General features: G+C 74.1%; 14 protein-coding genes. 10 read left to right on the forward strand and 4 right to left on the reverse strand.

Annotated elements, in window-relative coordinates:
• Window positions 1-120 precede the first annotated feature (120 nt).
• Window positions 121-858 carry an acetoacetate decarboxylase family protein gene (locus Q7L65_RS10670; protein WP_304721027.1) on the forward strand — a complete coding sequence of 246 codons (738 nt, stop codon included), beginning with the start codon at window positions 121-123 and terminating at the stop codon, window positions 856-858.
• An 84-nt stretch (window positions 859-942) separates the two neighbouring features.
• Here the strand turns inward: Q7L65_RS10670 and Q7L65_RS10675 are convergent, their stop codons facing one another.
• Window positions 943-2,142, reverse strand: coding sequence for an MFS transporter (locus tag Q7L65_RS10675; protein ID WP_304721029.1), 1,200 nt, complete (start codon window positions 2,140-2,142; stop codon window positions 943-945).
• Window positions 2,143-2,397: 255 nt separating this feature from the next.
• On the opposite strand from Q7L65_RS10675, the gene Q7L65_RS10680 reads away from it, so the two are divergent.
• Window positions 2,398-5,709: an Ig-like domain repeat protein gene (locus Q7L65_RS10680; protein WP_304721030.1), complete on the forward strand. Its 3,312-nt coding sequence runs from the start codon at window positions 2,398-2,400 to the stop codon at window positions 5,707-5,709.
• A 75-nt stretch (window positions 5,710-5,784) separates the two neighbouring features.
• On the opposite strand, the gene Q7L65_RS10685 is transcribed toward Q7L65_RS10680, so the two are convergent.
• Complete coding sequence (locus Q7L65_RS10685) at window positions 5,785-6,213, reverse strand: cupin domain-containing protein (protein ID WP_304721032.1); 429 nt, start codon at window positions 6,211-6,213, stop codon at window positions 5,785-5,787.
• Between the two features lie 228 nt (window positions 6,214-6,441).
• On the opposite strand from Q7L65_RS10685, the gene Q7L65_RS10690 reads away from it, so the two are divergent.
• From Q7L65_RS10690 to Q7L65_RS10715, 6 genes are all read left to right on the forward strand, one after another.
• Window positions 6,442-6,915, forward strand: coding sequence for a metal-dependent transcriptional regulator (locus Q7L65_RS10690; RefSeq protein WP_304721034.1), 474 nt, complete (start codon window positions 6,442-6,444; stop codon window positions 6,913-6,915).
• A 35-nt stretch (window positions 6,916-6,950) separates the two neighbouring features.
• Window positions 6,951-7,919: an LLM class F420-dependent oxidoreductase gene (locus tag Q7L65_RS10695; RefSeq protein WP_304721035.1), complete on the forward strand. Its 969-nt coding sequence runs from the start codon at window positions 6,951-6,953 to the stop codon at window positions 7,917-7,919.
• 85 nt (window positions 7,920-8,004) lie between these two features.
• A complete protein-coding gene (locus Q7L65_RS10700) occupies window positions 8,005-8,781 on the forward strand; it encodes a hypothetical protein (protein WP_304721037.1) in 777 nt (258 codons plus the stop codon).
• Window positions 8,782-8,854: 73 nt separating this feature from the next.
• Window positions 8,855-9,382, forward strand: a complete 528-nt coding sequence (locus Q7L65_RS10705; protein WP_304721038.1) for a ribonuclease H — start codon at window positions 8,855-8,857, stop codon at window positions 9,380-9,382.
• 190 nt (window positions 9,383-9,572) lie between these two features.
• Window positions 9,573-10,589 (forward strand): spermidine synthase, encoded by a 1,017-nt coding sequence (locus Q7L65_RS10710; protein ID WP_304721039.1) that lies wholly within the window; start codon window positions 9,573-9,575, stop codon window positions 10,587-10,589.
• On the forward strand, window positions 10,586-11,344 hold the full coding sequence (locus Q7L65_RS10715; RefSeq protein WP_304721041.1) for an MBL fold metallo-hydrolase: 759 nt from the start codon (window positions 10,586-10,588) through the stop codon (window positions 11,342-11,344). The genes Q7L65_RS10710 and Q7L65_RS10715 overlap by 4 nt, the downstream gene beginning before the upstream one ends.
• Window positions 11,345-11,435: 91 nt before the next feature.
• Here Q7L65_RS10715 and Q7L65_RS10720 read toward each other — a convergent pair whose 3' ends face one another.
• Window positions 11,436-13,472 carry a phage holin family protein gene (locus Q7L65_RS10720; protein WP_304721043.1) on the reverse strand — a complete coding sequence of 679 codons (2,037 nt, stop codon included), beginning with the start codon at window positions 13,470-13,472 and terminating at the stop codon, window positions 11,436-11,438.
• Between the two features lie 96 nt (window positions 13,473-13,568).
• Between Q7L65_RS10720 and Q7L65_RS10725 the strand changes: the two genes are divergently transcribed.
• Window positions 13,569-13,793, forward strand: a complete 225-nt coding sequence (locus Q7L65_RS10725) for a hypothetical protein (protein ID WP_304721045.1) — start codon at window positions 13,569-13,571, stop codon at window positions 13,791-13,793.
• Between the two features lie 67 nt (window positions 13,794-13,860).
• Here the strand turns inward: Q7L65_RS10725 and Q7L65_RS10730 are convergent, their stop codons facing one another.
• Complete coding sequence (locus Q7L65_RS10730; protein WP_304721047.1) at window positions 13,861-17,124, reverse strand: DEAD/DEAH box helicase family protein; 3,264 nt, start codon at window positions 17,122-17,124, stop codon at window positions 13,861-13,863.
• Window positions 17,125-17,226: 102 nt separating this feature from the next.
• On the opposite strand from Q7L65_RS10730, the gene Q7L65_RS10735 reads away from it, so the two are divergent.
• Window positions 17,227-18,408 carry an exonuclease SbcCD subunit D gene (locus tag Q7L65_RS10735; protein WP_304721049.1) on the forward strand — a complete coding sequence of 394 codons (1,182 nt, stop codon included), beginning with the start codon at window positions 17,227-17,229 and terminating at the stop codon, window positions 18,406-18,408.
• The last annotated feature ends 184 nt before the right edge of the window (window positions 18,409-18,592 follow it).

Raw genomic sequence — 18,592 nt, forward strand, 5'->3', positions numbered from 1 at the left:
CGCGGGACCCTAGCGGCGAGGTGGGACGTGCGCGCGTGGCGACGGCGCGAGCGGACCCGGCTCCGTCCGCCGCGCGCCCCAACCGCCCCGCCGCGTCTCCCGCTCGTGCGACACTGCATCATGGCCGCAGCCCCGAGCAGCCCGCCGACGACCCATCCGCTGCAACGCGTGGACGGCGTGCCGGAGTGCGCGCTGAGCGATGCGCTCGCCGCGCGGCTGCCGGATCGCTCGGCGGCGGCGCCATGGCAGACGCGGGTGCAGGCCGTGATGTGGTTTCACCCAGCCGGGACGGCCGCGCTGGACCAGCTGCCGCCGCGTTTGCGCGGGGAGCGGACGGTGCCGCTGACGATCGGCGCGTTCATCCGCTACCTCGACACGCCCGTCGGCGCCTACAGCGAGGTGCTGGCGTCGCCGCTGCTGCTGGCGCGCGCCCCGCTGCCGGCCGCCGTCGTGCCGTTCATCGCGGTCGACTCGCTCGCCTCGATCCACGGCGGCCGCGCGAACTGGGCGCTGCCGAAGACGCTCGCGGCGTTCGAATGGACCGCCACGCCCGACCAGCTCGGCCGGACCGCCTTCTCGGTCCACGGCAAGGGCACGCACGGCTCGCTCGCGTGGTCGGTCGACGCCGCGGTCTCCCCTCGCCGCCGGCGGCTGCCGGTCCGCTTCCCCCTGCGCGACGTGCAGCTGACGCCGGACGGGCGCGAGCTGGACATCCCGATCGCAGTCGCCGGCCGCGGGCAGCTCGCGACCGTCGCGATCCGCAGCGACGGCCCGTCGCTCCCATCCTGGCTGCTCGCCGGCCGACACCGGGCGATCGTCCTGCCGCAGGCCCGCATGACCTTCGGCGCGCCGCGCTGAAGCGGGCGGCCAGCGCCTCGTTCCGACCGAGGACCGAAGGATTGCTGTCGTGCAGCAGCAGCGAACGTGCGCTGCTGCGTCCCCTCACCCCTCCGCGGCGACCACCGCGCTGCGCCGGGCGCTCAGGCGCCGCTCCAGCAGCCACAGGCCGAGCGCGATCACGGTCGTTGCGACGCCGACCGCGCTGACGGCGTCCCAGCCGCCGAAGTCCCACAGCGCGGACGCGAGGCCGGAGCCGAGCGCGGCGGCGATGAAGTTGCCGGTCATGTACGCCGTCGTCAGGCGGCTGCGCGCCTCCGGGCGCAGCGCATAGATGACCGACTGGTTGGTGATGTGCTGGCCCTGGACGCCGAGGTCGAGCACGAGCAGGCCGGCGATCAGCGGCACGACCGAGCTGCCGCCGAGGTCCAAGAGGATCCATCCCGCGCAGATCGCGAGCCAGAAGCAGGCGGTCGCCGCGCGCGCGAGGCCGCGGTCGGCGAGCCGGCCGGCGCCCTGGGCGGTCAGCGCTCCCACCAGGCCCGCGAGCCCGAACAGGCCGATCGTCCCCTCCGAGTAGTTGTAGGGATCGCCGCTCAGCAGGAACGTCAACGAGGTCCACAGCAGCGTGAACGTCAGCATCCCGAGCGCGCCGTAGCCCATCCGCAGCCGCAGCGCCGGCTCCTCGCGCACGAGCGTGACGAGCGAGCGCAGCAGCTCCCTGTAGGGCGTGTCGGCGCGTGGGCCGAGCACGGGCAGCGCCCGCCACAGCGCTCCCGCCAGCACGACCATCAGGACCGCGGCGAGCGCGTAGATCGAGCGCCAGCCAGCCAGTTCGGCGACGAAGCCGCTGACGGTGCGGGCGAGCAGGATGCCGATCAGCAGGCCGCTCATGACGGTGCCGACGACCTTGCCGCGCTCCTCGTCGGCGGCGAGGTCGCCGGCGAACGGCACGAAGATCTGCGTCACGACGGAGGTCACGCCGACGACCGTTATCGCCAGCAGCAGCGGGCCGATCCCCGGTGCCAGCGCTGCCGCGGCGAGCGCGGCGGCGCAGATCAGCAGCATCCGCACGATCAGCGTGCGCCGCTCGACGAGGTCGCCGAGCGGGACCAGCAGCAGCAGTCCGGCGGCGTAGCCGACCTGCGAGAACGTGACGATCAGCCCGGCAAGGCCGACGCTGGTGCCGAGCTTGTCGGCGATCACGTCCAGCAGCGGCTGCGCGTAGTAGAGGTTCGCGACCGTCGTGCCGGTCGCGAACGCCAGCAGCAGCACGAGGCGGCGGTCGAGGTGTTGTTTCGGCACCGTTCAAACCTAGCGCCGCGCCGTCGCGCGGCCCCGCCCGACCATTCGTCCGTTTTCCGTCATCACGTCCGAGGCGCAGCGGGAGGTTTAACGAGCTTTCGGCATGGTTGGTCTTCCAGGGTTTCATTGATTAGTAAAACTGGCGCACAGGAACTTGTTTTCGGTTCATGCAGGTGGGAATCCGGTCGATGTTGGGTTCGGAGCGTGTGCACGGAGCCGCGCTCGACAGGGGTACCACCACTTCGAGGAGAACCGATGTCCGGGAGGCATGCGGTCCGCGTCGCGCTGCTCGCGCTTGCGCTGATCGCCATCTACGCCAGCGCGGCCCCCGCCGCGCAGGTGACGGTTCAGCCGTCGCCGGCTGAAGCGCGCACGTTCAGCACCACCGACGGCGGCTGGAGCAGCGCCGTCGACTACAACGGCCTCGTCTGCATACCGGGCGTCACCTGCCCGTCGGCGACGCCCAGCCACCAGGCCGCCAACGGCACCGGCGGCGCCAGAGACGGCTACCTGCGCAACAGCTTCGCCACGTTGCTCGGCGTGCTCTCCACGACGACGATCGCGTGGTCCTCGCCCAGCTTCGTCGCCCCCACGGGGACCGATGCGGCGACGCTGTCGGTCAACGTGCGACCGCAGATCGCGAGCCTCCTGGCGATCGGCTCGGCCAGACTCGACATGCGCATCGTCGACGTCGCCGACGGCACCAGATCGACGCTCGTCGCGAGCGTCCCGATCACGACCGCGTCGTCCAGCTTCGGGCCCGTCCAGGTGACGGTGCCGCCAAGCGCCGTCGTCGCCGGGCGCACGTACAGAGTGCAGCTCGACACCGCGCTCACGACGTCGGTCTCGGCCGTCACCAGCGGCACGGTCGACCTCGACGACGTCGTCCTCAGACTGACCGACCTCGAGCCGCCGACCGGCCTCGCCGCCTCCTTCCAGAGCAGCGGCCCGAGCATCGACGGCTTCGTCGATCCCGTTGGCCAGAGCACGTCGGTGACCGTCGACTACGGCCTCACCGCCGCCTACGGCACGACCAGTTCGCCGGTCGTCGTCAGCGGCAGTGGCGCGCAGCCGTTCTCCGTCGGGCTCGGCGGTCTCACGCCCGGCGCGACCTATCACTACCGCGTCACCGCGACCAACGCGGACGGCACGGCCCAGACGACGGACGCGACCTTCCTCGCCCCCACGTCGCCGACGAATTCACCGCCGTTGGTGACCGGCTCCGGCAACAGCCGCAACCGCACGGCGACGTTCGGCTACCCCGGTGACGTGACCTCCGCAAGCGTCGAGGTGCTCGACAGAGACGGCAGCGTGATCGACACGATCGACGACGCGGACGCCGACGGCTCCGTCGCGATCGTGCTGCCGGACGCCGATGGCACCTACGGCGTGCGTGTCGTGCGCGAGAACGCCAGCGGCGTCAGATCGACGAGCGCGACGGTCCCCGCGGCGCTCGATCGCATCGCGCCGAGCACCGCCCTCGTCGACCTCAGAGTCACGCCGGCCGTCTCCTCCGACAGGCGGCGCACGGGCAGCTTCGTGATGCCCGGCGACGCGATGTCCGCGACCGCCCAGGTGATCGACGCCGGCGGCAGAGACGTCGGCGCGCCGGTCGCCGCGATCGGCGGCACCGCGGTCGTCCAGCTCGGCACGGCCGACGGCGACTACCGAGTGCGGCTGACGCTGCTCGACGCGGCCGGCAACGCCGCGATCGTGGTCAGCGACCCGGTCACGCTCGACGCGACCGCGCCCACCGCCGGCGGCGCCCCGACCGTCACCGGCCCCGGCAACAGCCGCGACCGCGACGTCAGATTCGACCGCGACCTGACCACCTTGGTCGCGACGATCGAGGTCCTCGACAGAGACGGCAGAGTCGTCGTCGACGCGGCGGTTGCGGTCGGGCTCGGCGACGGCAGAATCACGCTGCCCGACCTCGACGGCGACTACACCGTCGTCGTCGTGCAGACCGACGCGAGCGGCAACGCGGCGACGACGCCGCCGACTGCGATCGTGCTCGACCGCGCGGCTCCGGATCCCGGCCCGGCGCCGACCGTGAGAGGGCTCGATCCGTCGCTCGACCGCGACGTCACGTTCACGCGTGCCGGCGACGCCGCGACGGCCGTGATCGAGGTGTTCGACGCGAACGGAATCCTCGTCCTGAGCATCCCGGTCGCCTCCGGCGGCAGCGCGACGGTCAGTTTGCCGGACACCGACGGCAGCTACAGCGTGCGGGTCAGACAGACCGACGCGACCGGCAACAGCGCGGTAACGCCCGCGACGACGGTGACGCTCGATCGCGGCGCCCCGGTGCCCGGCCCGGCGCCCACCGTCACCGGCCCCGTCAGCAGCCGCGACCGGACCGTCGCGTTCACGCGCGCCCCGGAGACGACGCAGGCGACGATCGAGGTGCTCGACGCCAGCGGCGACGTCGTCGCGACGGTGCAGGTCCCCAGCGGCGACGACGCCGGTGTGACGCTGCCCGCGCTCGACGGCGACTACCGCGTCCGTGTGCGGCAGGAGAACAGATTCGGGATCGCCTCGGTGACCCCGCTGACGACCGTCACGCTCGACACCGCACCGCCCGACGCCGGCCCCGCGCCGGTCGTCACCGGCGCGCCCGACGCGCTGACGGTCACGTTCAGACGCGCACCGGACGCGGCGACCGCGACGATCGAGGTGCTCGACGCCAGCGGCAGAGCGATCGTGACGATCCCCGTCCCGACGGGTGACACCGGCACCGTCGACCTGCCCGACGTGGCGGGCGACTACACGATCCGCGTCGTGCAGACCGATGCCGCGGGCAACAGCGCGACGACGCCGATCGCGACTGTCAGGCGCGCTGCGGCGATACCGCCGACCAGAGGAGATGACGGTGGCGGCGACGGGGGCGGCAGAGGCGGGACCGGCGGCACGGGCGGCGGCGCAGGTGGCGGAGGCGGTGGCGGAACGGGCGGCGCCGGCGCCGGCGCCCTGCCGATCACCGATCCCGGCCAGTTCGGGACGGCCCTGAGTCAGTGCTTCGGCGGCGATGTCGTGCTGACCGACGTGACGCTGCGCGGGGCACGTGTGAGCGTCGCAGGCCTGACGCGCTACGCGCCGGGCACGACGGTCACGATCGTCGATCTCGCCGGCCAAAGAGCCGGCAGCGCTGTCACCGACGCCAGCGGCCGCTTCAGCGCCGCCGTCACCGCGCCGCGCGCAGCGAGAGCGCGGCTGGCGGGCGGCTACCGCGCGGTCGTCGGCGGAGCCCGTTCGCGCGTCGTGAAGGTGCGACGCGCGAACGTGCTGACCGACGTGACCGTGCGCGGCACGACGCTCACGATCCGCGGCCGCGTCGACGTGACGCGCCTCGGCAGGCTGAAGCGCCTGCGCGCCTATGGCGGCGCCGGCGCGGCGGCCTGCAGAAGATCGGCGCAGCTGAGACCGGTCGCCACGCCGCTCGTGAACCGCCGCACCGGCGTCTACACGATGCGCGTGAGAGCGCCGACCGGCACCGGCAAGCTGATCCTGCGCACCCGCGCGTTCGGCACCAAGCTGGCCAGCCGCAGCTCGTTCCTCGTGAAGTAGAGGCGATGCGCCCGGCGGCCGCGGACGGGAACGGATTCCCACCCGCGGCCGCCATGTCGCGCCCGCGCAAAGGCTTCAGCCACCCACCTCCGGCGGCAGCGCTCTCGGGCCGTCCGGGTAGAGGTCGGCGAGGGTCTCGGGGGTCATCTCCAGCGTGTTCGCCGCCTCCAGCGGGGCGCCGACGACGAGCCAGAGGGCGTCCGCGTCGGTGTCGTTGAAGAGCTGGCGCAGGGTGCGCGGCTCGACCAGCAACGTCGACAGCGGCGCCAGCGTCAGGCGCTCCTCCTCGCCGATCCGCACGCGGCCGGTTCCCTCCAGCACGACGTACAGTTCGTGCTGCGTCGCGTGGCGGTGCCAGGTCGACGCCTCGCCGGGCTTCAAGCGCCACAGCCGCGCGCCGAACACGGTCGAGCCGAGCTGCTTGGCGAGGTCTGTGTTGTCAACGCCCATCATGTTCGAGGGCCGCCAGAACGCCTCCGCGGCCGGCAGGACTCTGTAGCTCATCGCCGCAGCGTAGCGGCGCTTCGGCACGCCGTATCCCGCGCCGTTGCGGGGCTTCCCGGAGCCGGATGGGGTTTCCCCCGATGGTCCGGGGGACGGTGCGGCGGGGGGATCGGCGCATGCCGGTTCATCCCTCTCGCAGAAGGAGCACGTCGCCGCCAATTCCGACCCCGTGACTCGGTCTTTTTAGCGGCTGGCTATCTTTAGCGCCTTGCGTTATCCTTTCAGCCCATGACGGAGCCGATGACCTCCCCCAGCCGCGCAGAGGCGCGTTACCTCGAGACGATCGCCACGCTTGGCGGCGATCGGCACAGCGTCGCCGCCGCCGCGGTCGCTCGTTCGCTGGACCTGTCGGCCCCGACCGTCCACGAGATGCTCCGTCGTCTCTCGCGCGACGGCTATATCGAGAGAGCCGCAGCGCGCGGCTGGCAGCTGACCGCCACCGGACGCCATGAGGCCGCCGCGGTGCGACGCCGCCGCTCCGTCGTGGAGCGCTTCCTGCGCACGCAGACGACGATCCCCAGCGAGGAGATCGCCGAGGAGGCCGACCACCTGCTGGCCGCGATCTCCCCGAAGCTGGAGCAGCACCTTCGCCTCGCCAGTTGGACAGGCGAGCGCCCGTGCGACGCCAGCCCCGTGGGCGACCGCGTCCGCACCACGCCGACGCGCCCCGCCGCCCCGCGCCGCCCGCGCGCGGCGCGCTGATGTAGTTCGACCACAGTCGAATTACACTGGGTCGCATGAGCGACTCCGACAACACCAGATGGACCGGTACGGCCTCGACCGTCGACCCGACGAGCCTCGCCGCGCCGACGCGTGAGCGGATCGGCGCCGCCGGCGTCTGGCTGGGATCGCTCGCGATCGCCTCCGCGCGCGACGGTGCTGCCGCGGCCGTCGAGATCGAGCGGCTCGGCTACGGCGCGCTGTGGTTCGGCGAAACGCCCGTCGGCAAGGAGGCGTTCGTGCACGCCGGGCAGTTGCTGGCCGCGACCGAGGCGATCGTCGTCGCGACCGGGATCGCGAACATCTGGGCGCGTGACGCGTACGCCGCCAACGCCGCGGCGGAGGCGCTCGGCGAGGACCATCCCGGGCGCTTCCTGCTCGGCCTCGGCGTCAGCCACGCGCCGCTCGTCGACGTGCGCGGCCACGACTACGGCAGACCGCTGAGCGCGATGCGCGCCTACCTCGACGGGCTCGACGCCGCGCCCTACGCGGCGCCGCGCCCCGATCCGGCGGTCCCGCGCGTGCTGGCCGCGCTGCGGCCGAAGATGCTGGAGCTGTCGCGCGACCGCAGCGCCGGCGCGCATCCCTACCTGACGACCCCGGAGCACACCGCGCAGGCGCGCGAGCTGCTCGGGCCGCAGCCGCTGCTGGCACCGGAGCAGACCGTCGTCGTCGATCCGGAGCCGGAGCGGGCGCGCGCCGCCGGGCGTGCGTTCCTCGCCGCGTACCTCGCGCTGCCGAACTACACGCGCAACCTGCTGAAGCTCGGCTTCGACGAGCAGGACGTCGCCGACGGCGGCAGCGACAGGCTGGTCGACGCGCTCATCGCCTGGGGCGACGCCGAGACGGTCGCGCAGAAGATCCGCGCCCACCATCAGGCGGGCGCGGACCATGTCGCGATCCAGCCGCTGTCGACGACGCTCGACGGTCAGCTTGTCCAGCTGAGCGAGCTGGCGCCGGTGCTGGCGCTCGGCGGCCGCGGCTGACAGCCGCGCCCCGCCCCGAGCCGGTTCTTAGTCGTCTCTCAGGTGGCGTTGGTGCCATGGACTCCAAGCAACGGAGGAGTCCGCAGTGAATCCACGTCTCACCAGTCGCACGATCGCCGGCGCCGCGACGGTCCTCGCGCTCGCGGGCGGTGGGGTCGCCTACGCGGCCAGCGGCGACACCACCACGACGCAGAGCAGAACGACGACGCGTGACGGCACCGGCAGAGCTGGTCCCGGCAGAGATGGCTTCGGGCCGGGCGGGCCCGGCGGGCCGCGCTTCGGGTTCCACCACGGCGGCCCTGGCGGCGGACCCGGCATCGCCGGCTTCGGTCTCGGCTTCGGCCCAGGCGGCGGCGAGGTCGGCAGAGCGGTCGCCGACTACCTCGGCCTGACCGAGAGAGCGCTCAGAGACCAGCTCGCCGACGGCAGATCGCTCGCCGACGTCGCCAGAGCGCAGGGCAAGACGGTCGACGGCCTGGAGGACGCGATCGTCGCGGCGACGAAGACGCAGCTCGACAGAGCGGTCGACGACGGCTGGCTCGGCGCCAGAGCGCGCGACGAGATCCTGACGCGGCTCAGAGAGCATGTCGCCGACCTTGTCGCGAGAACGCCGCCGCCCCCGCCGGCGGCCGGCAGAGCGGGCAGATTCGAGCGGCGCTCCTTCGGGCCGGGCGGCCCGCGCGGCGGCGACTGCAGACCGCCGGCGCCGGGCGACAGAACGGGCAGAGCCGCCGCCCCGGACAGAGCGGCTCCCGCCAGACCCGCCCCCGCCCCGGACCGAGACGGCGGAGACGGCGAGCAGGGCTCCTCGACCCAGCCGGGCAGCTGGGACGGCGCAACCGTCGGCTCCACCTGGAGCTGAGGAGGACCGGCACGGGGACGGGAGCCGGACCGCGCGGCGTTGCCGCCGCCGGTCCGGCTACCCTTCCGCGCCGATGTCACCAGCTCCCCGCCGCCGCGCCAGACGCGCCAGAATCGTCGAGACCCCCGTCGAGCAGCTGCTCGGGGAGGCGCTCGTGTGGACCGACGGTGCCTGCAAGGGCAATCCGGGCCCGGGTGGCTGGGCCGCGGTCGTCGTGCCCGCCGACGGCGGCGCGCCGCTGGAGTACTCGGGCGGCGATCGTGCGACGACGAACAACCGGATGGAGTACACGGCCGCGCTCGAAGGCCTGCGCTCATTGCCGGGCGGCAGCCGCGCCTGCATCGTCACCGACTCGCAGCTGATGCTGAACTCGATGACGAGATGGCTCGCGGGCTGGAAGCGCAAGGGCTGGAAGACGGCCAGCGGCGACCCGGTCAAGAACCAGGACCTCGTGCAGGCGCTCGAGGCCGAGATCGCCCGCCACGAGAGCGTCCGCTGGCACTGGGTCCGCGGTCACGAGACCGGTGCCGACCACGCCCACAAGGCGCTGAACGACCGCGCCGACCGCCTCGCCGTCGCCGCGGCGGCAGCCGTCGCGTAGCGCCCGCCCAGCCGGCGCAGCTCGCGGACGACCAGCGGCGAGCCGGAGCCGGGACCGGCATGCGCGACCCAGGCGTCGATCGCCGCGGCCGGCAGCACCGACCCCTCGGGGTGCCCGCCCCGCCCCTCGACGCCGTGCCGCCGGGGAGCGGCGCGACCGTGCGTCGGGGTGGTCGGGCATGCTGTGGCGGATGGCTTCTCGCTCTGGATCGGGGTCGCGCTCGCGCGGTGGCGGTGGCGGCAGCGGCAGACGCGGCGGCGGGTCCCGCGCGGGCGGCCGTGCCGTCGGCCGCCGCGACGACGCGCGCTGGTCCAGCGAGCGGGTCGAGCGCCAGACGCCGTTCGCGCTGGCGGAGGTCGTCCCGGAGCCGGAGCGGCCGTGGCGACGGCTGCTGCGGCTCGACGGCGAGGACTGCTCGCACGTCGACCTGCGCGACCCGACCGCGATCGACTTCGCCTACGTGCGCCGCTTCGCCGACCTCGCCGACGTGGTGGCCCCGCCCGGCGCGCCGCTGGACGTCGTCCACCTCGGCGGCGGCGGCTTCACGCTGCCGCGCTACGTCGCCGCGACGCGCCCCGGCTCACGCAGCGAGATCGCGGAGATCGATCCGGAGCTGGTCGAGCTGGCGCGCGAACAGCTGGGGCTCAGAACGGACCGCGCGCTGCGGGTGCGCGTCGCCGACGCGCGCGCGGTGATGGAGCGCCGCGCACCGGCCTCGGCGGACCTCGTCGTGCTCGACGCGTTCCACGGCACGTCGGTGCCGGAGCATCTGACGACGGTCGAGTTCCTGCGCGCGGCGCGGCGCGGCCTGCGCCCCGGCGGCGCGTTCGCCGCGAACGTGATCGACAGCCCGCCGCCGCAGCTGGCGCGGGCGCTGGCGGCCGGCGCGCAGGAGCTGTTCGACGCGGTCGCGGTGGTGGCGACGCGCAAAGTGATCAGAGGCCGCCAGGGCGGCAACATCGTCGTGCTGGCGAGCGCCGGCGGCCCGCTCCCGCTCGCCGAGCTGAGCCGCCGCGCGCTGCGCGGCGGCGTGCCCGAGCTGGTGGTGAGCGGCGAGGAGCTGACGCGCTGGCTGGGCGGCGCGCGGGCGCTGCGGGATCCGGTGGCGCCCGCGCAAGAGGCTCCGCCCGCGGACGGACCGCCGGCCGCGTCGACAGCGCGGCCGCCCGCCGCTCCCGTCCCGCCGCCTGACAAGCTCCCCGGATGATGCGACGGATCACCTGGTATGGGCACGCCACCGTTCTGATCGAGACCCGTGACGGGGCGCGGCTGCTGACCGACCCGATCCTGCGCACGCGCGTGGCGCATCTGCGGCGGCATGTGCCGACGGCGCCGCCCGGCGCGCTCGACGGGCTCGACGCGGTGCTGATCTCGCACGTTCACCAGGACCACCTCGACCGCCCGACGCTGAGAGGGCTCGCGGGACCGCGCACGACGATCGTCGTGCCGCCGGGAGCGGGCGGGATCGTCAACGGACTGTCGTTCGGCGGTGTGCGCGAGCTGACGAGCGGCGCGCACGCGGACCTCGCCGGGACCGACGTGCTCGCCGTCCCCGCCTGGCACGCCGCGAAGCGCAGCCCGCTGCCGTTCTCGCACGAGGTCGAGGCGGTCGGCTACGTCGTCGACGGCGTCTGGTTCGCTGGCGACACCGACGTCGACGACCAGATGGCGCAGCTGCGCGGCACGGTCGACGTCGCGCTGATGCCGATCTGGGGCTGGGGACCGTCGCTCGGCCCCGGCCACGTCGACCCGGAGAGCGCGGCGAGAGCGATCGCGATGGTCCAGCCGCGCGTCGTCGTACCGATCCACTGGGGCACCTACCTGCCGATCGGCATGCTGCGGCGCTACGGCCACGTCCTGCACGACCCGGGCCCGCAGTTCGCGCGCCACGTCGCGGAGTTCGCTCCCGGCGTGCGGGTGGAGCTGCTGGCGCCCGGCGGGTCGGTCGAGATCGACGACTAGCACGGGCGCGCCGCGGCGCCCGACGCGCGCTCCCTCGGTCGAGCACGCTCTTGATCGCTCCGCGCCCAGCCCGCGGCGAGCGGGTTGCCGCTCAGGCGCGCGCGGCCTCCGGCACGAACGGGTCGTAGCCGTCCTGGCCCAGCTCGTGCAGCCAGCCGCAGAAGATCCGGTGGATCGTGCCGGAACCGACGACCTGGTCTCCCTCGGGCCACGGCAGCCGCGTCGGCCGCAGCACGAACGGCAGCGCCTGCGCGCCGCCGAGCCCGCCGTGCGAGCCGACCAGCTCCTCGAACGCGGCGACCTCGTCGACATCGCTCCAGTAGCGGCTGTTGACGAGGATGTCCGGGCAGTGCGGGAAGGCGTCGGTGCGGCGCACGTGGTCGGCCGCGTTGGGCCCGAACGGCGCCAGCGGATCCTCCCCCTCGACGACGCCGGTGTCGAGCAGGTGGTGGCCGTTCGCCCCCAGCGCGACCGCTCCGTCGCGCTCGGACCTGACGAGCACGAAGCCGATCCCCTCGTGCGCGCGCAGCGCGTCGAGCAGGCCGGGGCGGCGCTGCTCGATCTGCTCCAGCGTGACGCGACCCTCCTCGCGCGGGAACGAGATCAACCCGAGGTTGCCGGACGCCATCACGGCGATCTCCGGCGGCTGCTCGCCGGCCGGGAGCGCCTGCTTCTGCTCCTGTCTGTCGGAGATCGCCTTCGCCGCGCGACCGGTCACGCCGGGTCGGGTCCCCAGCTCCGTGATGCCCGCCTTGAGCTGGCCGCGGCCTTCGTCGGACTCCGCGGTCGACGCCTCGACCTTGCCCTCGCCGCCCTCGACGACGCGTCTGACGAGCTGCTCCAGCGACTCGCCGTAGCGCTGCAGGAAGGTCGCGCCCTGGCTCTGGCCGTGGTCGGCGAGCACGACCAGCTCGTACCGGCGCGGGGCGTGCTCGACGGCGCTGGCGATCCTCGCGATCGCGCGGTCGACGCGGCGCAGCACAGCAAGCGTGTCCGGACGCTCGACGCCCGAGTGGTGCGCGACCTCGTCGTAGGCGAGGAAGGTCGTGTAGACGACGGGGCGTCCGGCGAGCACGTCGGCGGTCACGGCCGCGACCTGCAGGTCGAGCTGGATCACCGTGCCGAACGCCCGCACGAGCGGGTAGGAGCCGCCGCGGTGGATCCGCGGCAGCACGTCGCGCCGCTTCTGCTGGATCGCCGCGGCGCGTTCGATGACGATCTCGCCGAGACAGCGCATGAACGTGAGCGCGACCCCGTACGGGCTCGCGAAGTAGGCGAAGTAGTCCTGCCCGATGCGGCCCTGGCGTCTGCGGTCCAGCACCGTGCTCATCGTCAGCATCGAGTGCGGCGCGTCGCCGGAGAGGATGTTCGCGCGGCTGGCGCCGTCGGCGTGCAGCAGGCCGCGGCCGTCGGAGTGGCGCCGCTCCAGTTCCTCCGCGTCGCGCGGGTGGTTGGTGACGATCGCCTTGCCGCGATCCTTCTCCCACCAGCGGAACGCCGGCATGTCGTGGTTGTCGCCGTGCAGGATGCCCGCCTGGCAGGCGCCGGTCTGCGACGACCAGTCGGTCTCCCACCGCTCCAGCCTGTGATCGCCGCGATGGATCCAGCGCGCGAGCGTCGGCGCGTTGCCGTCGCGCAGGGCGCGCTGGAGGATCTCGTGCGCGAGCCCGTCGATCTCGAGGAAGAGGATCCCCGGCACCTCGCTCTCGACCGCGAGCTTCGTCCGCTTCAGCTGTCTGCGCACGACGTGGCGGTACCAGAGGTCGCCGGAGTCGAGCGCGAGGACGGCGTTGGAGACGGCGGACAGGACCGTCAGGGCGAGCGTGACGATGACGGCGGTCCAGATCCCTCTGACGTGGACACCCTGGTCGATCTCGGCGATCGCCAGCAGCACCACGCCGTTGAGCAGCAGCGCGCCGAGGCCGAGCGTCGCGACCGTGAACGGCAGCGCGAAGCGGATCATCAGCGGCCACACGAGCGCGTTCGCGAGCCCGAGCAGGATCGCGAGCGCGAGCGCGGCGGCGAAGTCGTCCGTGCTGAAGCCGGGCAGGATCGCGGCGAGCAGGAGCAGCAGCACCGCGTCGAGCACGACGACGCAGGCGAGCCGGCCGAGACGATGGATGGTCATCGCGCAAGCATCTCGCATCCGGCGGCGTGGTCGACCTCCGTTCCGGATGAAATGCCCAGATTCAAGGAATTGGCCGTTGCTGCCGATCTCAGCCCCATGCCCACGGACAGCGACATGCCGGAGAGCTGGGACAAGAACGCTCGCGGACGCTCGGCCGAGATCACCGCGGCGATCGAGCGGGCGCGCGAGGTGCGCGCGGGAAAGGCGCCGAAGGCCGCGCCGGTCGACGAGCTCGCACAGCGCCGCGTCGCGCGGCTCGCCGCCGACGAGGCCCGCCGCCGCCTGCGCCCGACGGACCCGCCCGGGCCGCGGACGGCCTGAGTCGCGGCGCGCTCGACCCGTGGCGTCCGCTCGGCTGAGCGGCGCTCCTCTTGCTGCGCCCGCTTGCTCAGACCCAGAGCGTGCGGTGGCTGGCGACGTAGCCGGCCGCGTCACTCGACGCCTGCAGCAGGAGGCGCTGACCGTGCTCGCTGCCGACGGTGTACGTGAGCGTCGCCTCCGGTGAGACCGAGCGCTGCCACGCGCGCAGGTACGCGTCCGCGCGTCTGCGGTTGCGCCCGAGGTCGCTCGGGACCGGATGCCAGGCGAGCTGCGGCCGCTCCTTGCCGAGCGTGGCGCGGGCCAGCCGCGTCACCGGATTCACGCCGGGCTGCACGAGCGCGCGGCTGACGAGGTAGCGGTGCCCGGCGGCGGCGCCGAGCGCCTCCTCCAGCGCGTTCGCGAAGATCCGGTTCTCCGCCGCGCTGCCGTCCGCGAGCGCACAGCGGATCCGCCCGCCCAGCCGTGGCGCGAACTGCAGGCTGACGACAGCTTGCGGTCGGATCTCCCCCAGCTCCCCATACGCGTCGAGCACTGCGCGCGCCGCGCGTTCGAGCGCGACCGGGGCGAAGGGTGTGCGCCCGCGGGCATGCGCTTGGAACAGTCCCGTCGCAATCAGCGCGAGCGCTGCCGCAAAGGCGATGACGCCGACCGCGAGCGAGCCCGCGGCTGCGGCGGCGGCTGCTGCGAGCAGGGCTGCGAGCGCGGCGGTTGCGGCGATGCGGCCGGTTGTCGGGAGCGGTCTTGCGGAGGTGACGAGGTGGTACGGGAGCGGGAGGTCAGCGGTGCTCCCGGCTCGTGCCGGTCCGGCCGGGCCGGCGGGTCCGGCCGCGCCGGCGAGGGCCGGGCCGGCGGGTCCGGCCGCGCCGGCCGGTCCGGCCGCGCCGGCGGGTCCAGCCGCGCCGGCGAGAGCCGCGCCGGCGGGTCCGGCCAGAGCTGAGCCAGCCGGACCCGCGGCTCCGTCCCACGCGCCGCCGGCCCCCGCGCGCCGCACCAGCAGCACCGGCAGCTCCTGCCCGCGGTACGGCTCGCCGACGCGCCAGCGCTCCTGTGCCGCAGCGAGGTCCGCGGCGCGGTCGAGCGCGGCGATGTTGAGGGCGGTGAAGCGATCCGCGGGCGGCGGAGCGTACGGAGACAGCTCCGGGTGGACGTGCGAGACGCCGGACTCGATCGACCCGTCCTCGCAGGGCGCGTGCAGGTGCGTGTGGCGGCGCACGAAGCGGGCGTAGTCGGCGCTGCCGCGCTCCAGTTCCGGCACGACGCAGACGACGTCCCAGTTCGACGCGATCTTCTCGCCGTCCCCCGGATCCAGCCGCAGCGACCGCCCCCGCATCTGCCGCACCGACACCGAAGCCGCGACCGAGGTGCAGTCGACGAGCACGTTGACCGCAGGACAGTCCCACCCCTCGCCGAGCAGCGCGCGGGTGCCGATCAGGACGCAGCCGGTCGGCCGCGCGCCGACGCTCGCCGCCGGAGCACCGACAGTTCTTGGTCGCTCAGCGACCAAGAACTGTCGGTGCTCGGTGGGGCTCTCGTTCGCCGCGCCGGTGGCGGCGAACGCGCTGGTCGCAGTGGCGGCGCCAGCGGGCGCCGCCGCGCCCGTGGCAGCCGCAAATGCCCGCGTCACCGCCCCGACGTACGCCGCGGTCGTCCAGCCGGGGTGGTCGGCGGTGATCCGGGTCAGCGACCCGTCGCCGACGCTGCCCTCCAGCGGCTCGCATCGCAGCGTGCTCGCCAGCTCCGCCGGCAGTTCTGCCGCGATCGCCGCCCGCCAGGCGTCGGCGTCGTCCGGCGCACACGCGACGGTCGTGCCGGTCAGCAGCAGCGGGCGCAGCATCGCCGTGCGGTCGTCGGCGACGAGCGCACGCAGCAACGCGAGGCCGCCACCGAGCGTCAGGGCGGTGTCCTCGGGCGCGCGGGCGGGGCGCTCGCTGTCGCACAGCACGACGCCGCGCAGCCGGGCGCCGCGAATCGCATGCTCGGCGTCGAGCGCGTCGGCGACCAGCAGCGCCTTCGCGGCGGAGTGGACCAGGACGCGGTCGAGGTCGTCGCGGCCGGGGCGGATCCCGCGGCGGGTGAGCGTGTAGCCGATGTCGGCGAGCCCGCCCGCGAGCTGCTCCCACAACCGCTCCGCCGCAGCACCGGGATGCGCCCGCAGGCAGCGCAGCGCCCAGTCGTCCAGCAGCACGAGCCAGTCGTCGACGTCCAGCGGCGCGCTCGCCCCCTCCCCGCGCGGCGCGTCCGGCGGCAGCTCCAGCCCGGCGCTGCGGAGGTAGCGGATCCCGGCGCGCGCGAGCCTCGGCTGGCGCTTCGCGAAGGCGGCGAAGGAGAGCGTTCCCTCACCTGTCTGCGCATCCCGATGGCGGATCCGCCCGATCACCCAGCTGCCGAACGACAGCTCCTCCTCGTCGGAGCCGGGCGGCGCTGGTTCGTGGATGCGGGCGAGCAGTTCCTGGAAGCGCGCGTGGTGCTCGTCGAGCCAGGCGCGCTCGGAGTCGAGCGGCGTCGTGAACAGCGCCAGCTCCTGGTAGGGCGCGAGATACCCCTCCTTCACGACCGCCGGCGTCGCGATCTCGAAGTCGACCTCGCCGAGCAGGTCCGCGTACAGCGCCGCCTCCTCGCCGCTGAGGTCGAGCGGGCTGGTCGCGGTCAGCCCGACGACGTGGACGTCGTCGCCGAGCGCGGCGATCACCGCCCGCACGAGGTAGCCCCAGGTCGAGACGAGATGGTGGCATTCGTCGAGCAGGACGGTCCGCACGCCGCTCGCCTGCAGCTCAGCGAGTCGCGCGGCCGCGCCCGGCCCGAGCAGGTCGTGCGCCGCCAGGTCCAGACGCTCCCCGCGCGCGATCTCCCGCTTGAGCGTCGCGACGACGGTCGCGGCGTCGCGCTGCAGTCGTCTGCGCGCGGTGCCCTCGTACCCGTCCTGCTCCGCGCGGGCGACCTCGACCGTGGTCGCCGTGTCCCGCGCCCGCTCGACCGCGAGCCGCTGCAGCGCGGCCTCTTCCAGCACGCCGCCGGGATCGGCCGTCTGGCAGATCGCCTGGTAGGTGAGGGCGTGCAGCGGCGTCGTGTCGTCCCCTCCGAACAGCCGCAGCGCGCCGCCCCACTGCTGCTGGATCGCGGCGGTCGGGCACAGGACCAGCGCGGGCCGGCCGAGCTGCCGCGCGATCTCCAGCCCGATCACGGTCTTGCCCGAGCCGGGCGGTGCGACGATGTGCGTGTTGCGCCGCCTCGCGGCCCGATCGGCGTCGAAGGCAGCGAGCGCGAGCCGCTGGTAGTGCCGCCACTCCGGCGTGAACGCAAGCCCGGCCCAGCCGTCGTCGGTCTGCTGCATGGCGGTGGACGGTAACCGGCGGGAGGCGATCCGGATAGGCGGGAAGCCGCCAGGCCCGCCGCCGCGGTTCCGTCCGGCACGAGCGCCATCGTTGGTCGGCCGATGGCGCGTTTCCTCCACACCGCTGACTGGCATCTCGGCCGCGCCTTCCACGGCGAGGACCTGCTGCGGGAGCAGGCGGCGTTCGTCGACTTCGTCGTCGATGTCGCCCGCGCGCAAGCGGTGGACGGGATCCTGCTGGCGGGCGACGTGTACGACCGCGCGCTGCCGCCGGTCGATGCCGTCCGGCTCGCCTCCGAGGCGCTCGCGCGGCTGTCCGAGGTTGCGCCGGTCGTCGTGATCTCAGGCAACCACGACTCGGCCGCGCGGCTCGGCTTCGGCGCCGAACTGTTCGCGCGCGCCCGCGTCCACGTCGCGACCGATCCGGCCGCGATCGGGATGCCGGTCAGCATCGCCGGCACGCTCGTCTACCCCCTTCCCTATCTCGAGCCCGACCTCGTGCGCGCGCCGCTCGGCGTCGAGGAGCGCTCCCACGCCGCCGTGATCGGCGCCGCGATGGCGCGCGTGCGGGGGGATCTGGCGGCGCGCGGCTTGCACGCCGACGCGGCGACCACGACGCGCGCGCCCGGTGACACGGGTGCGACGCCGGTGATCGTGATGGCCCACGCCTTCGTCTCCGGTGCGGCTGGCTCCGAGAGCGAGCGCGACCTGGCGGTCGGCGGCGCGGCGCACGTGCCGCCTGGCGCGTTCGCGGGTGCCGACTACGTCGCGCTCGGTCATCTGCACGGACCGCAGACGGTCGGCGCCGGCACCGGACGCTACGCCGGCTCCCCGCTCGCGTTCTCGTTCAGCGAGGCGACGCAGAGGAAGTCGGTCGCGATCGTGGAGGTCGGTGAGGGCGCTGTCGGCGTCGAGCTGCTCCCCGTCCCGGTCCCCCGCAAGCTCGCCTCGCTGCGCGGCACGCTCGACGAGCTGCTGGCCGATCCGCGGTTGCGCGACCGCGAGGCCGACTGGGTCCAGGCGACGCTGACCGATCCGGTCCGTCCCAGCGACGCGATGGAGCGGCTGCGGGCGCGCTTCCCGCATGCCGTCGTGCTCGCGTTCGATCCGCAGGGCGACGCCGGCTCGGCCCGCGACTCGTACCAGCGCCTGCGCGGGCTCGACGACGACGAGCTGCTGCGCCGCTTCGTCGCCGACGTGCGCGGCAGCGGCGCCGACGACGACGAGCTGAGCCTCCTGCGCGACGCGCTGACGGCCCGCCGCGTCGCCGAGGCCGTCGCATAGGCGGCGGTGTCCTGCGACCGGTGCCGTGTCTGGTGACGTGTGCCCTGTCCGGCGAAGTGATCGTCGTGGCTGGCAAGGACGCAGACCCGAAGGAAGACCGGAGGTCTTTCGAGTGGTCGAGGACGCCGCCAGGCGCGGCGAGGACGAGCCCGACGGAGCGAACGTCGCCTGAAACGGCACTAGG

The sequence above is a fragment of the Conexibacter sp. CPCC 206217 genome (genome assembly GCF_030646165.1).
Taxonomy (GTDB): Bacteria; Actinomycetota; Thermoleophilia; order Solirubrobacterales; family Solirubrobacteraceae; genus Conexibacter.

Excerpts from the sequence above, each read along its gene's own strand:
- Q7L65_RS10725 (WP_304721045.1), top strand. The coding sequence starts at position 13,569 with ATGCCCACGGACAGCGACATGCCGGAGAGCTGGGACAAGAACGCTCGC.
- Q7L65_RS10680 (WP_304721030.1), top strand. The coding sequence starts at position 2,398 with ATGTCCGGGAGGCATGCGGTCCGCGTCGCGCTGCTCGCGCTTGCGCTG.
- Q7L65_RS10685 (WP_304721032.1), bottom strand. The coding sequence starts at position 6,213 with ATGAGCTACAGAGTCCTGCCGGCCGCGGAGGCGTTCTGGCGGCCCTCG.
- Q7L65_RS10690 (WP_304721034.1), top strand. The coding sequence starts at position 6,442 with ATGACGGAGCCGATGACCTCCCCCAGCCGCGCAGAGGCGCGTTACCTC.
- Q7L65_RS10730 (WP_304721047.1), bottom strand. The coding sequence starts at position 17,124 with ATGCAGCAGACCGACGACGGCTGGGCCGGGCTTGCGTTCACGCCGGAG.
- Q7L65_RS10705 (WP_304721038.1), top strand. The coding sequence starts at position 8,855 with ATGTCACCAGCTCCCCGCCGCCGCGCCAGACGCGCCAGAATCGTCGAG.
- Q7L65_RS10670 (WP_304721027.1), top strand. The coding sequence starts at position 121 with ATGGCCGCAGCCCCGAGCAGCCCGCCGACGACCCATCCGCTGCAACGC.
- Q7L65_RS10710 (WP_304721039.1), top strand. The coding sequence starts at position 9,573 with ATGGCTTCTCGCTCTGGATCGGGGTCGCGCTCGCGCGGTGGCGGTGGC.
- Q7L65_RS10715 (WP_304721041.1), top strand. The coding sequence starts at position 10,586 with ATGATGCGACGGATCACCTGGTATGGGCACGCCACCGTTCTGATCGAG.
- Q7L65_RS10735 (WP_304721049.1), top strand. The coding sequence starts at position 17,227 with ATGGCGCGTTTCCTCCACACCGCTGACTGGCATCTCGGCCGCGCCTTC.
- Q7L65_RS10695 (WP_304721035.1), top strand. The coding sequence starts at position 6,951 with ATGAGCGACTCCGACAACACCAGATGGACCGGTACGGCCTCGACCGTC.
- Q7L65_RS10720 (WP_304721043.1), bottom strand. The coding sequence starts at position 13,472 with ATGACCATCCATCGTCTCGGCCGGCTCGCCTGCGTCGTCGTGCTCGAC.